General features: G+C 36.3%; 11 protein-coding genes. 3 read left to right on the top strand and 8 right to left on the bottom strand.

What is annotated here, in order from left to right:
* Positions 1-223 precede the first annotated feature (223 nt).
* Positions 224-418 carry a CcmD family protein gene (locus IPM47_13490; GenBank protein ID QQS31474.1) on the bottom strand — a complete coding sequence of 65 codons (195 nt, stop codon included), beginning with the start codon at positions 416-418 and terminating at the stop codon, positions 224-226.
* 166 nt (positions 419-584) lie between these two features.
* Positions 585-5729 (bottom strand): hypothetical protein, encoded by a 5145-nt coding sequence (locus tag IPM47_13485; GenBank protein QQS27883.1) that lies wholly within the window; start codon positions 5727-5729, stop codon positions 585-587.
* Between the two features lie 260 nt (positions 5730-5989).
* On the opposite strand from IPM47_13485, the gene IPM47_13480 reads away from it, so the two are divergent.
* Both IPM47_13480 and IPM47_13475 read left to right on the top strand, forming a co-directional pair.
* Entirely contained in the window at positions 5990-6754 is a 765-nt protein-coding gene (locus tag IPM47_13480; protein ID QQS27882.1) for a M48 family metallopeptidase, read from the top strand.
* Positions 6755-6907: 153 nt separating this feature from the next.
* Positions 6908-7462 (top strand): hypothetical protein, encoded by a 555-nt coding sequence (locus IPM47_13475; GenBank protein QQS27881.1) that lies wholly within the window; start codon positions 6908-6910, stop codon positions 7460-7462.
* A gap of 50 nt (positions 7463-7512) precedes the next feature.
* On the opposite strand, the gene IPM47_13470 is transcribed toward IPM47_13475, so the two are convergent.
* The 4 genes from IPM47_13470 to hscA form a co-directional block, all read right to left on the bottom strand.
* On the bottom strand, positions 7513-8865 hold the full coding sequence (locus tag IPM47_13470) for a cytochrome P450 (protein ID QQS27880.1): 1353 nt from the start codon (positions 8863-8865) through the stop codon (positions 7513-7515).
* Positions 8866-8885: 20 nt separating this feature from the next.
* Positions 8886-9413 (bottom strand): YkgJ family cysteine cluster protein, encoded by a 528-nt coding sequence (locus tag IPM47_13465; GenBank protein ID QQS27879.1) that lies wholly within the window; start codon positions 9411-9413, stop codon positions 8886-8888.
* Between the two features lie 49 nt (positions 9414-9462).
* Complete coding sequence (locus IPM47_13460) at positions 9463-10110, bottom strand: deoxynucleoside kinase (protein ID QQS27878.1); 648 nt, start codon at positions 10108-10110, stop codon at positions 9463-9465.
* A gap of 163 nt (positions 10111-10273) precedes the next feature.
* On the bottom strand, positions 10274-12154 hold the full coding sequence (hscA, locus tag IPM47_13455) for a Fe-S protein assembly chaperone HscA (protein QQS27877.1): 1881 nt from the start codon (positions 12152-12154) through the stop codon (positions 10274-10276).
* A 242-nt stretch (positions 12155-12396) separates the two neighbouring features.
* Here hscA and IPM47_13450 point away from each other — a divergent pair, with 242 nt between their 5' ends.
* Positions 12397-13989 carry a DUF2828 family protein gene (locus tag IPM47_13450; GenBank protein QQS27876.1) on the top strand — a complete coding sequence of 531 codons (1593 nt, stop codon included), beginning with the start codon at positions 12397-12399 and terminating at the stop codon, positions 13987-13989.
* Between the two features lie 14 nt (positions 13990-14003).
* Here IPM47_13450 and IPM47_13445 read toward each other — a convergent pair whose 3' ends face one another.
* Both IPM47_13445 and IPM47_13440 read right to left on the bottom strand, forming a co-directional pair.
* The gene (locus tag IPM47_13445) at positions 14004-14606 is read right to left on the bottom strand and encodes an isoprenylcysteine carboxylmethyltransferase family protein (protein QQS27875.1); all 603 of its coding nucleotides are present in this window, start codon (positions 14604-14606) and stop codon (positions 14004-14006) included.
* A 54-nt stretch (positions 14607-14660) separates the two neighbouring features.
* Positions 14661-15161, bottom strand: coding sequence for a hypothetical protein (locus tag IPM47_13440; protein ID QQS27874.1), 501 nt, complete (start codon positions 15159-15161; stop codon positions 14661-14663).
* Between the last annotated feature and the right edge of the window lie 45 nt (positions 15162-15206).

The following is a 15206-nucleotide window of genomic DNA, read 5'->3' as shown; positions in this document are numbered from 1 at the left end:
TTTTGATTGAAAGTATCGCATTTGAAATCCGATCATGAAACTTTAGCAAAGCAGTGGCTCTGAATAATAATTCTTTTGATTTTCGGGGCTTTGCTACCGGTGTATTTTTGCTGCAAAATTAGTTTTTTTCAGTTAATTTAAAGCGTATATAGCTTAAATGTTTTCTGAAAATGGACTCTTAAAAACCTGTATTTTCCACTGATTCTAAAATAATGAACCTGTTTTATTCTTTTTCTAATTTTCGTAACCGCCTGTCTATCAACACCAAAAAAGTGATAATGCCGGCAAAAATTATAGATAACACAACCACTACGACATAAATCTTGCCCGATGCTCTCAAAGAATCTGCCATTTCAATCTGGGTTTGACCGTTGTTCTGACCAAATAATAACGGCGCGAAGAAACATAACAACCCAATTGTTAAAATTAAACCTGTTTTAAATTTGATCATATTCTGTTTAAAGATTGCAGTTAATTTATAAAAACCAGAAGCAAAAGTAATCAGAAAAGAAACCCTGACTGCAAAGTTCAAAATAATTATGTTCTGCAGTTCATAGAATTAAGAGAAACAGAATAAGAACGATTTACCGCATCAGGTACATTTTACCGATCCCATTTTTAAAATATTTATCGGCAGAGGTTCCAAAATGATCCGTTTTCTGATCATTCAGGCGACTAATAAAGCGATACAAATAAAGCCCATTTGCAAGCGGATTGCCAAATTGATCAGTTCCGTCCCAGGCATATTCTGTAATATTATTCCCGATATGCAGAGTTCCGAGTTCAGAGGATGAAATTTCTCTGACCACCCGACCTGAAATTGTCATAATCTGAATGTTCATGAATTGTGGTATTTCGTGTCCGGTTATTGTAAACACAAATTTTGTTGCAGAAGTAAAAGGATTGGGATAGTTCAATAAATTAGAAATCATTGGTTTGTTGATAACCCTGAATTTTGCACTATAATTACTTGCAGCAAATACATTACCACTCCTGTCTTTAGCTTTTAGTCTGAGTTCATATAAGCCATCGGTTGTTAAATCAGGCGTGAATTTTATAGTCGCCGTATTTTTACCATTCATCGCACTTTCATTGCTTGCCGGTATAAATTGAATATCGGGGCGGGTAAAATAAATTCTTTGCGTCAATGTAGGTAGCCCTCCTGCATCAGGACTTACTAAATAAAGTTCAAAAGCTAAAGTATCGTTTAAAGCCAGATAACGATTTTCATCTGTCAGGCGTAAACTAATTTCGGGTTTTGAGGAAATAAGTTCCCCATCAGTAATATGTCGTCCGTCAAATGTCGCATCAACATAGGGGTTTATTTTATCTGTTTTAACAAAAAATGGTAGAAACACAACATTATTGAACCTAAATTTTTCAAGTTGAGCCTGATTGGGATTTAGTTCAACAGCAAGAATATTATTCCCGCTCAGTCCTTCAGTGCTATAATTCAGAGTAGCTATGGCCGTTTGTCCGGAGGGAATTGGAGGCATCGGAGGTTGAATAATTTGAGTGGACTGATTGCTTTCATTGATTATGGCATAATAGACTTGAAGGCTATCTGTCTGATGAAATTCAGCATTGGTAACTGCAAACTGCATCTGCAACATTTCACCTTCTTGCAAGGTATCGGCATAGAAAAAGAAATGATTTTGGTAATTTAATGCGACTTCAGGTGCCCGGTTAAACATCACCCTGAGAAAATCGGTTTGTGTAGGCTCAGGAGATTCCTCAGCTTCATGTATGGTTGTAAATTCTAAACGGATAAAATTAAAATTGTTGATGGCTGTTGTTGAACCCAAATTGAGATTGTTACTTCCATTACCGGTGTTTATTTCAGCAAGTAATACATCAGGGAATCCGGGCTGCACACCAAAAACCCTAAGTGTATCTGAATTAGAAGGATTTGAGAACTGATACTGAAGATCACTCCATTGACTTGAAGGTCCGATAGGTGGAGTAGTCATCGTGCCGGAAGCTGCTTTAATGCTGATAACTTTATCCATAGAAAGTGGATTAGCGGTTGAAGCAGGCCCATAAACAAAATAAGCATCCTCATAAGTCGGATTGTTTTTTTGACCAAAAGCTATAAACGCCTCGTTGTCAGGTACAGAAAAAAGGTTATTAATGCCCATTCCTGAAAACACATTTTGTAATGCTGTATATTGAGGATTACTGAAAGAGCTTAAACGATGTTGGTTGACACTCATTACCAATATATAGTACCCATTCGGAATGTGGTTTTGTAAAAACGAAACCAATGAGTCAACTTGTTCAGAGTCAGATGAGTTAAACTCAAATGCGTAACGCTCACCAAAAGAACAATGTAAATTGCCATACTCACCACGTCCGGAACAGCCGGTGCCTGTTATTCTTTCTGTGGTGAATGGTTCTAAAATTAAATCAGGTTTAAAAACAGCTACCATAATTCCTCCGGTACATCCTGCATCCTGAAGACAATAATTGATTGGTTTCAGAGGGGTTCCATTTAAAGTAAAATTAATCCCTCCAAAATTACTATATTGATTGGTGGCAGTTAAATAGTTGTCCTCCTGTGCAAATACATGCTGTCTTGAAACAGAATCTAAAAACATCCTGTCAGTTTGGTTATATCTGAACTGGTAATAGTGGGATTGATTCCACCCTTCCTGACCCGATGGCAAGTATATAAATGAACTGTTCTTCCAGTTGATACTATCCGGAATTTCTTGAAATCTTGCAGTTCGCCAATAATAAACAGTGTTTTCAATAAAAGTGAAATCGGGTTGCCATTCAATCACCCCTGCCTCACTGTTAACAATGGTCTGTGCCAATGGGTTTTGAAAAAGTTCGGATGTATCAAGTTGTAAAATGTAATTTAAGGGGGGTAAAACAGGCTGACCGGTAGAAGCCTTTAGAGTAACAGGAACTGTATTGACTATTGCAAAATTACAAGGAAATATAGGGATAAGTAAGTCGGAAAAAATAAATATGTTTTTGCCGGTCGAATTATTGTCTTTACAATCCTCTGAAATTTCGTTAAGCGCATCTAAGGTGATAGTAAACTGATTTTCACCTTCTACAGAAGAAGGATCGCCGGTAGGTATCATAATTTGCAAGGTGTCCTGATATTTTGTAGATGGAAATTTTTTAAGATAAAGAGCAGAACTGCCATCAGGAAACTGCCGGTTTACTTGCAACGTAAATGAATCTGCAACAGCTTGTCCAAGATTGGTTACGGCAACCCTTAAACTAAAAGAATCTATATCGGCTGTTATGACTGAAGGAGAGAAGGATATACTTGTTTCGTCAATAACATACTCCGGTTTGTCCCATGATTTAATAACCACAGCAGGATCACCGACTAAAGTGTATTCCTGACAGGTAATTTTAGGGCCATCTTCGTTGGGATAAGCAGCAAACAAGTCATTGATGGTTTGCTGAATACTATAACCAATTGATTTGCCATAGTTATTTTTACAGTAATGCTCGTATAGTTTACTGTTAAACTGATGTAAATATATCGGAAAACCTGAAGATACTGTAGCCAGAAATCCAATTGAACCGAGATTATCAGCTAAAACATAATCTTCTGACATAGCAGTTTGGACTTGTCCCATCGAATCAAAATCGTAACTATGAATATCCCCTACAAAACAGGAACTTGCCATGATAAATGGATATTTACCAAAATTTTGGTATGCTTCCGGCGATTGAATATTTACCTGCCAATATCCACCGGCTCCATGTCCTACAAAATTGATGACTGCTAAGCCATTATTGATATAATTGCCTAAATCAACTTCATCCACCGGATTGGGAGAAAAACTACGATAGGTTTTAATGACTTTGCCACCAAAACTGATATCTTCATATTTGTTTCTATAACTTTCAAGATTGTTAAAAAACAATTCAGCTTCGCTTAAATTTCCTCCTCCGGCAATATGAAGTGCATGTTTCATCCATAACCTGTCCTGAATATTGCAAGACGGATTATTTTGCAAACTTTCATATTCAATCACCTTGTTGAGATAAGCAGCAATATCCTGTGGCGTATTGGCCGGAACTCGTCCGGTTGGTATCGCATTGCGGTAGTTTGCCGCAGGATAACTACTACTCAGCATATTGTCGGAAGCCGAATGTCCGAAAGTAGGAACAAGATTTCTTTCATAGTTAGCCGGATTGCTTGGAGCATAAGAATCGCGGTAAACCACCGATTTGCCAAGTAAAAGCAACTGTTTCGGCGGAACAGGCCAGGTTGCCATGGCAAACCTTGTAAAGTTGTTAATTGATAAAGGATGTTTGCGAATCCCCCATGAAAACTGGTCATAAAGCTCTTCTACATTAACAACAACAACAGAAAAGCTGCCACCTTCCACTGAGTTTCGATAATCGCGATATCTTTCTACCTGATTTATTTCCCCCTCCATAAGTTTTGGATGAGAGACAATCAGGTAATCACCCCTGTTTTCAGGCAGGTTGTAATTGGTAAACTGAATAGGTTGTAAATGACTTACTGTGTTAATCACCGGAACCGGAAGTGCCGTTGAAGTACTGCTAAAATACAATGTTCTTGTAGCTTGTCCTGAAGCAAACTGAGGCAGGTGAAATTTGTAAACAGTTTGTCCTGAAACAGTTTCAATAACCGGTATAAATCTCAAATAATTAGTTAAATCATATAAAACAGGAGCTGCCCCACCATTAAAATTGGTGATTTCTATATATTTCGGCGCATCATTTTTTAATGTAAATTTATAACCGGTCAATCCGCCAAAATCAAAGCTATGTGGATATTTAATGGTTATGAATGGAACACTGTTCCGGTTGACTAATAAGTCGGTTCCATTCTGAAGTGTGGACATAGAGGCCACGTTAATTTGGGTGTTTGGGGAGGTTAACTGACTTATAGGTGCTGAAAAAGTGATTGTATGAGAACTATAACCTTCAAACTGATAGTCAATTTGCAGGTTATTATTTACCTTAATTTGCACTCTATGGTCATTCAAAATCTCAAAAAGATTAGATTGTCCCAAAACACGAGCAGAGAACATGATTGTGTCAGCAGGGGCTGTTGGTCCGGCAAATACAGATCGGGTAACGATATTATAATTGGCATTGGTTCCCTTTTCAATTGAAGGTCCGACAAACCCTTCACCTTCTTCAAAATCAGAAAAATTAGTATTGATACCGCCTAACCGAATTGGACGACCGCTGTAAAAAGTGTTGACGTTTTGTCGAACACTTTCATACATAAAATATTGTTCTTTAGGTGGAGCCTCACTGAGGTTATTGTCGGTATCAGAAAATCTGAGATTTGAACCGGTTTCATTTATTGTCAAAAAATAGGCAAGTGTGTCGGAAAACATACTTACATAAGGGTTTGGCTGCCATGCCGGATATAAATATAAACGGGAATCCAAACTGCCATCATTTCTTTCAGCGTAAAACTCTATAAAATCATTTTCTCCAAATTCACCGGTAGTGCTGGTATAGATTGGGATTTCCTGACCTTTACAATAAAGTTTGTAAGCAGTTGCATTGTCAGTTGGAACTCCTGAACTATTCAGCAATGAATACGGGATTCGATGCAATCCGTTTTTACCAACCTTTATTTTATGGTATGTTTTATCGTAGTCTATCCATTCATTGTTAAATGGAGCAGAAGTCTGTGCTATTAAAAAAAACGTTTTCAGGCATATCAGCAATAAAAGGAGCGAAAGCTGTCTTATTCTATGGTAAATAATCATTTGTCTTTCAGTTTGATGAAACAGTACATGCAATATTACGAAATCTTTGCTGTTTGACATCCTGTTAAAACGCTTTTTAACCTTTTTACGTTGCATGAGCCTTTAAACAATTATCTTTGTTTTTTAGATGGTTTGTTCAATTTTCGGTTTTTTTAAACTATTTGGATCAAATTGTTAAATCCAATCCGTAAACTTTTTCTCTTAAAATATATCAATTCATTGATCAAGAGCGTTTTCAATAAAATCTAAAGCTATCTGTTATGAAAAACCCGCTAATCGCACTTTTTTTAATGTTTGTTTGTGCCAATTTTGCACAAGCACAATGCAATCCCGAAGATACCGTCGAGTCCTGGTATTCATGGGCCAAAGAATGGGAAAACTATGCAATAGACCAATTCCCAATTTCATTGTCTGAAGAATCTTATATTGGAGATACCTTACATAAAGGAATGATAAAAGAAAATAAAATTCTAAATAATTATAGCAAACAGGCCTATTTGGACGGAATAGTCAAAAAACTGAGTCAGTATGTCAACAGAAAAGGCATAAAGTATAAAATACATGTCATTGATGATTCTCAAACAATGAATGCTTTTTCATTGGCCGGCGGACATTTATATATTACGACCAAAATGGTTGAATGGACTGAAAGTGAAGATGAACTCGCATTTATCGTTGCACACGAAATTGCACATATAGACAATCGTCATGCGGTACGAAAAGCACAAAAAATGGTTTTAGGGAAAAGTGTTTTTGAACCTTATGGGTATGGAGATATGGCTGCAAGTTTAAGCTTATTGTTATCAGCACCGTTCGGACAAATTGATGAGTATGATGCAGATAGGGGAGGGGCTACGCTTGTTTCAAAAGCAGGTTATAACCCTCGAAAAGGAATGCGTTTTTTTATGAAGATGGGCGAAGAGGAAAATTACGATGTTTGGGAGAAAATTGTACGCACTCATCCCTATTCTCACGAACGAATGAATTGCCTCGAAGCTTTCATTCAGCACGATTTGGGTAAATAACCGGAATTGAATGCCATTATAAATAATTGTTTTTATAAATTTAGCCCCTTTTTAAGTTTTTTTGAAAAGGGGCTTTTTAATTTTTATGTGTGCCTTTTTAAAATTAAATGATTAAAACCATTACATTTAAGCCAATGAATTAAAACCTTCAAAATGAAATTTCTCACCGCTTTTATTGAACGGATTGCAAGCTACCGGTTAATTATTCTTTTAGTAATGTTATTTGGTCTTTTTGCCGGTTATATCCTACCTCAACTGGAACAGGATATTAACGAAAAGGCTGGTAAAACTGTGGGAATTATTGATCTTTTGTCTGGTTTAAATCCCTCAAAAGTCTATGAAATGATTGAGGATTATGGGCATGAAGGACGAAAGACTTATCTGTTTGCTGAAGTAACAGCCGATATTGTTTACCCAATAATATACACCCTCTTGTTTTCGGTCATTTTATTTGTTTTTTATGAAAAGCTTGGGGTAAAACTCCCAATAAAACGCGTTTTTTTATTGCCTTTTCTAATTATGCTTTTTGATTATACCGAAAACCTTTTCATAATTACCATGCTTGTATCGTACCCAACTAAAATACCATTGTTAGCCTATTTGTGTTCGGTTGCAACAGCTTTTAAATGGGCTACTTTGTATATCTCATTTCTTTTAATTGTTTATGGAGGAATCATGCTGGCGTATAAAAGGCTGATTGCCAGATAAGAAACAACTGTTTTAAAACTAATCAGGGTATGATTTTCAAAAATCAGGAATTACCTGATTTGGAATTTCATTTTAATACCGTTTCGTGGACGTAGCGTTACCATTGGTTTCGGTTCAATGTGTTGGTTTGGTTCAATCGTAAATGTGAAATTTTTAACCAAAAGAGCCAACAAAACCTGCATTTCCAACATCGCAAAATTATTGCCTATACACAAACGAGGACCACCGCCAAATGGAAAGTACGCATAATTAGGCAGGTCTTTAAGATTTTCTTTTGAAAAACGGTCCGGGTCAAATGTATCCGGATTTTTCCAATATTTAGGATTCCGGTGGGTTCCATAAATAAATAACAATACAATTTCTCCTTTAGGGACGAGATACCCTCCCAATTCATCATCTTCTAAGGCTTGACGGTCAATCAACCAAGCCGGAGGATACAGCCGCATTGTTTCTTGAATGACCTGTCGGGTGTAATTCAGTTGTAAAACGCTATCATAAGTAATTGGCTGATTTCCAATAACCAAATTCACTTCATCTAAAACCTTTTGTCTCTCTTCCGGATGCTGAGCCAATAAGTATAAAGCCCAGGTCAAAGCATTAGCAGAGGTTTCATGACCTGCAACAATTAAGATCATACTTTCATCTCTTAACTGTTGGTTGTTCATGGTTTCACCTGTGTCTTCATATTTCGCATTCAATAACATGTCCAGCAAATCGTTGTGTTGCTCTTCCGATTTTCTTCTTTCGTCTATAATATCATAAACAATCTGGTCAATTTCTTTTCGAAGCGATTTATAAAAATTTGCCTTTCCCGTAATCTTTAACCAAGGAATCAGGTAAGGTTGCCTGATTTGAGTAATCACATATTTTTGAATATTTGTGATAACATAATCCACTCTTTGTAATAACGAATGATCAATGCCTCTGCTAAACAACGCTTTTGTAACTATTCTGAAAGTGATGTCCATCATAGATTTGTCAACATCTAAAACCGGATGTTTTTCCAACTCTTCTTTCATTTGCCGACAAAATGCTTCGCCTTCAGAGATCATGATATCTATTAGTTCTGATATTCGCTGCTTACTAAATCCCGGTTGAATCAGTCGGCGTTGTTTTAACCAGTAATCTCCGTCAATGGTCAGCAATCCATGCCCTAACTCGGCACCTAAAATATTTTTTACTACCGGGGATTTGTGATAGTTTTTGTTGTTTTTCTGAAGAACATGTTGTATATAATCTGCATTATTGGTAAGTATAAAAGGTCTTGGGCCAAATACCTTATAAATATCTCCATATTTTAGAAGACCGTTAGTCATAAATGGAATTGGATTTTCGGCAAATTTTTTGAGTGAGAACAAAGTTTGCCAAATAGGTACTAACGGTGGGGATTTTAGTTTAGTCATAGAAAAAGGACTTGCGTTTTTTATGCTGGATGTTTTTTATTAATCGCTGATTTATCTGGATAAATTAATTTTAACTGCTCTATAATTTCAAAAACTGCAGGACAGACAAAGGTGTTTTTAAGTGTAATGTCAAAGTTTACATGGAATTTACGTTGATCTGTGTGTGGATATTCACGACAAGCATTGGGCCGTTGATCATAAACCATACAAAGGTTGTCATCTGCCAAAAAAGGACATGGGGCATGTTGAAGGACATAGTCTCCATCTTTGTCAATTTTCAGGTAACGAGTTATAAATTGTCCGGGACTGCTTTTAAAATATCGGGCAAGTCTCTCAATATCTTTATCTAAAAACCGTGGGCTGGTAGTTTTACAGCAATTGGCACAAGTAGTGCAACTTATTTGTTCAAAGGCTTTATGATGAAGTTCTTTTACTGTTTCATCTAAATTTTTAGGCATTTTTTGCCTCAGTTTTTGAAACAACCGCTTGTTGGATATTTCTGCACTTTTAGCTTTCCTTAATAAAGTTTGTTGTTCGGTTTGATTCATATAATATGGATTTCCAATAGTACTTACATATAATTATACAGCCATAAATTCAAATTCTGATCCAAACATCGTGAATGCCGGATGGATAATCTTTAGTTACAGCTTCAACAATTAAATCGTAATGTGTAGGATTATGAACAAAATCGAGTTCGTCCGCATGAATTATCAACACCAGCAAATGGGGGTTCTTTTGAAAATAATCAAAATAGATCTTTTCAACTCTCTTTAGATAAGATTCACGCACTTGTTGTTCGAAATCTCTCCCTCTTTTTTGTATATTTCTGATTAATCTGGGTACTGTAGCATGAACATAAATAATCAAACCCGGCTGAGGAAGATTGGGATAAACGGTATTAAACATTCGTTCGAATAGCCTGTATTCGTCCGGCTGAAGATTGACTTCCGCATACAACAATGATTTCCTGAAAATATAATCTGAAATGGTCAAACCATTACCCGTTTGATTTGACTCAATAAATTTATTCAATTGATGATAACGGTCAAGCATAAAATACATTTCTGTATGAAATGCATACTTTTCAGGCTCGGAATAAAACTTGGGTAGAAAAGGATTTTCTGCAAATTCTTCTAATATTAAATGCCCATTATATTGTTTAGCCAGCATTTTTGCCAATGTGGTTTTACCTGCACCGGTATTGCCTTCTATAGTTATTAGTTTGTATTTATCGAATCCCATAAACATACGATGTGTGTCGCAAAGGTAACAAAGCAACCGGGCAAAAGATAGTACATTGACTTAATTCCATCGCTAAGAATATCTGCATTCTGACTTAATGAGCTTTATCTTTAAATGTTAAAAGCACTTGGTTGTTATATAGTCATATGCTTCAATTCAAATCTTAGATTTTTTTCCCTTTCATGGCATTTGAAATTGCCAGATCCATAATCCGTTCTGCAAAAGGGCGGGTATATTCATTTAAATTTTCAATATGGTGATGAATTAAATCTTTATCGGTCGAGGTATTAACTGTTTCTTTAAGTTCCCCTATTAGGCGCTTAGTTTCTATAATTTCTGCCATTTCAAGAAGTTTTTCATTTTTCCTGATAAAGCTTTCTGCATATCCTATCAGATTTTCAGCTTCGTTGACTGCCTCAAGCAATGCACGTTGTTGCCGGTCTTGTTCCGCATTCTTTATTGAATCCAACAACATTTGGGACATTTGTTCTTCATTCAGTCCATATTGTGGTTTAACAAGAATTTCTTGTGCAATTCCGGAGCGAAGTTCTTTTGCTCTAACTTGTAAGATCCCATCAGCATCTAAAATAAAAGTAATGGCTACTTTAGGCAATCCGGCAGGCATTGCCGGTATTCCGGCCAGTGTAAATTCTCCAAGTTTGCGGTTGTCTTTCACCAAATCCCGTTCCCCCTGAAAAACACTAATCCGCATATTAATTTGTCCGTCTAATTGTGTAGTATATTGACGGGATGCCTGTGTAGGCACTTTGCTGTTTCGGGGAATGATAACATCCATTAACCCACCCATAGTTTCAATTCCCAAGGATAGGGGTGTAATATCGAGTAATAAAAATTCTTTGTTGTTGCCTGCAAGTATATCAGCCTGAACAGCAGCGCCAAGGGCGACAACTTCATCAGGGTCTAACTCATCATGCGGAGTTTTTCCAAAAAAATCTGCAACTTTTTGTTTAACCACCTGACTTCTTGTAGATCCTCCAACCATGACTACTTCATCAATTTGTGCGAAACTGAGTTTGGCATCTTCCAGGGCTTTCCCGCAAAGTTCCAAAGTAGTATTTATCAAAGGCAACGTCATTTTATCAAAACTATTCCGGTCAATTTGACAATGATATTTACCAACCATCCCTTCCCATTTATCAGTTTCACTTAGCGCAATTTTTGCTTCTTCTGCTTTCAGGCGAATCAACTGTCCAAACGATTTATCGGATTGAATCAAACTTGGTTCAATATGATGATATTCCATCCAATGGTTTACAATTAACCGGTCAAAATCATCTCCTCCTAAAAAGGTGTTCCCATTGGTTGACAATACTTCAAAAATTCCATTTTCTATTCTTAAAATTGAAATATCGAAAGTGCCGCCTCCCAAATCATATACAGCAATAGTTTTAACTTCATCAGGATTCAATCCAATTCCATAAGCCAGACTTGCAGCAGTTGGTTCATTAACTATACGCAATACATCTAAACCCGCCAATTTACCGGCATCTCGGGTTGCTTGTCTTTGAGCATCATTAAAATAAGCAGGAACGGTAATCACGGCCTTGCTGACAGGATGTTGCAGTGCATGTTCAGCCCGTTTTTTTAACTCTTTTAAAATGAGTGAAGAAAGTTCAATCGGTGTGTAAAAACGGTTTCCAACTTTTATTTTGACCAGGCTTTCCGTATCATCATCAATAATCCGATACCCAAAAAAGCCTGAATGTTCTTTAATATCAGTATATGCCTTTCCCATCAGACGTTTTACAGAATATATGGTATTTTCAGGTTTTTCGATGAGTTTCTTTTTAGCATGATTGCCTACAACTATGCTTCCGTCTTCGGCAAAATGTACGATTGATGGTACTAATTTGTTATTTCCGTTCTCATCTTTGATGGCAACTGCAGATTTTAGGGTATTGTCTATATAGGCAACAAGGCTATTTGTTGTACCGAGATCTATACCAACAATTATGTTTTTGATTTCCTTTTGCTCGGTTTCGGCAATTGTTCCGGTTTTTAAATTTATAGGAATTATGGACATATAAGAATGGAGTTTTAGTTTGTGGAATCAATTTTTTGTAACAATTCAGGATTTCTGTTTGTTCTTTTTTTAATTTTGTCAAATATGACAAATATATAATTGTAAAGGCAGGCAATTTATTGCAATCTGCTTTTAAGTTGAATTTGTTGTCAGTCAGGTGTTTAAAATCAACTGCATTTTAATTTTACTCTAAAAGGATAATTTATCTCCGACTATATATTGGTTTACAAAAAAATTTATACATGAATAACAACCTTTTTCTAACCGCAATTCGACAATATGACACTTACACAGAAAATGGAGCAGTTTCAAATAGTACAACAGGCAACGCCCTGGTAGATTATTTTGCTAAATGTGCAACATACAGAAGGCGAAAAGATGAAGAAGTTTTTGCAGATATCAGTGCTATTTGGGCAGAGTCCCCAAAAATTACACTTCAGATTGTGTTTTACCTTCGCATAATCACCCGTAAAACAAAAGGCTTTTTTAACTCAGAAACAGTTCAACGCGGTCAGGGCAATCGAAGTGAATTCAGATCGGCAATAAAATGGCTTTCAAAATATCAACCCGATATTTTTTATCAAAACTTATGGCTAATTCCGATTGCAGGGGTTTGGAAAGACCTTTGGCACAAAGGCTTAATTGAGGTTTTAGACCGGCAACAAATTTATGAACTGATAAAACGCGGACTGGCAGATGAATATAACAAAGAACTGCTTGCCAAATATTTGCCCCGAATCCGTTCAAATAGCAATATCAAGTCAGAAAGACATCATCAGTTAAATAAATTTGCTTACGGGTTATGCAAATATTTAGGTTGGACACCAACTGATTATCGTCTTTTCAAAGCCGACGGAAATGCACATAAGTTCCAACAACTTTGTTGTTCCGGGCTTTGGGATCAGTTAGAATTTAAATCAATTTCCGGAAGAGCATTGTTCAATTTAGTCAACCATATTGGTCGTGATGGCAAAAGAACATTAGAGCGTCATGGTCAGGAAGAAAGATATTTAGAATGGATTAAACAGCAACCTGTAGCTAAATTTACAGGGTATGTATATGAACTTATGTCAGTTGTAAACACCAAGATGGGGTTAGCTCAACGATATACAATTGACAAACAATTCGAGGGGTTACTTGAAACAGCAAATCAAAACAATAATGGCATCAGTGAAAATGTTTGGTGTGCGCTCGATACTTCAGGTTCAATGAATGCTAAAGTAGCTGATACAACCGCATTTGATATTTGTGTTAGTTTGGGTATTTATTTCTCTTCACTTAATACCGGAGCTTTTAAAGATTATGTGGTTATGTTCGACTCTGTTTCGAAGGTAATGAAACTGTCCGGAAGTTTCACAGATAAGGCCATGCAGATAAAAAATGCTGAAACAGCCTGGGGGAATACAAATTTTCAATCTGTTATAGATGAAATTATCAGAGTGCGTAAAAGTAATCCGAATATTCCGGTTTCAGATTTTCCAAGCACTTTGTTAGTGATCAGTGATTTGCAGTTTGATATTGCTACTGAAGAAAATGACACGACAAACTACGAAGCTATGATGCAGAAACTATCAGAAGTAGGATTGCCAAACATAAAAGTGATATGGTGGTACGTAACCGGAAGAAAAGACGATTTCCCATCTACTATCAATGACAGAGGCGTTAGTATAATTGGCGGATTCGATGGTTCAGTTATCAGCTTGATTTTAGGTGGAGAATCAACTGTAACCGATATTAAAACAGGAGAAACCCTGCAATTGAATGTTTTTGAAAACATGCTTAAAGCCTTAGATCAGGAATTGCTAAAACAGGTTAAAATAACAGCAGGCACTTAGAATGATGTAAATTGTTAAATTAACCGCCTGACTTTTAGCTTATATTGTCTATATGTTTCTCCATGTTGATTGGATAAAAATTCTTCTTCCAACCGGATTTGTATTTGAATTAATACGTAACCCATCACTAAAATGAGTGCAGTTAAAGCATTCGGGGTAGCCAAAAAAAGACCAAATAAACTAAATATCATACCCAAAAAAATTGGATTTCGGGAAACAGAAAACAAACCGGTAGTGATGAGCTCTGTTTTGTGTTCAGTGTCTATACCTATCCGCCAGGATTGTCTCATTTGATACTGAGCAATGACTACCCATCCAAAAGATAAAATCAACAACCCTATTCCCACTAATTTAACCCAATCTCTTTCCAATTCAGATATAGGTAAGAAGTAAGAATAGATTGAGGGGATAAAGGCAAAAACTAGCACATATCCTAACAACAAAAGCATAGTTAACCGAAAATAAAATCCAATTAACCCATAGGCAGAATCGTCATTTGGTAAAACAATCGGGTTTTTTCCTATTGTCTTTGCGGTCATTAGACTTTTTACGACAAAGGTCATCCCGAAATAAAACAGGAAAAAAACCGGAAGAAATATTCTTAGAAAGGATACCATAAAGTAATTTTCTCAGAAAACAGGTGTGGAGGCACTAATTTAAAATTGCCATAATTAATCATCATCCGTGTCATTTTGCAAGGTTGAATTGGTAGTTGAGTTATTTAACAAATGTGGGCTATGTATTTCTGTATGTCGTATTTGCCCTCCAATATACCCGGCATTGGCCATAAAACCAAAGGCAACAGCAGCAACTATTGAGGTAATAATTGCAGACCAGATAAAATATGATTTCTTCAAAAAATGAAGGATTACAGACAATAAAGAAAGTATGCCTGTTATGATCATCACCGTAAATGCGGATTCAGCAGCCTCTTCATGATTGTGCATAATGGTTTCGGAAACACCGGCAATTTTTTCAACGGTATCTTCAGCACCTTCTCCTGTCTCCATAACCGGATAGGACACAAAAGCCATAACAATTAACAAGTAACACGCTACTAACTGAACCTCTCTGCTTTTTTTAAGCAGTCCGAAAATTAAAACAACACATCCGATTAATGTTCCAATAATTGGAAAATGATTGAGCAATAAATGCAAGTGTGTAACATCCATTTTTTATTGAATAAATTGGTTAGAAAAATGTAAAAGATAAAAAAG

This window comes from Sphingobacteriales bacterium (assembly GCA_016700115.1).
GTDB lineage: Bacteria > Bacteroidota > Bacteroidia > Chitinophagales > UBA2359 > UBA2359.
Note: the sequence above shows the minus strand (reverse complement) of the source record. Positions and strands in the feature narration are given on the sequence as shown.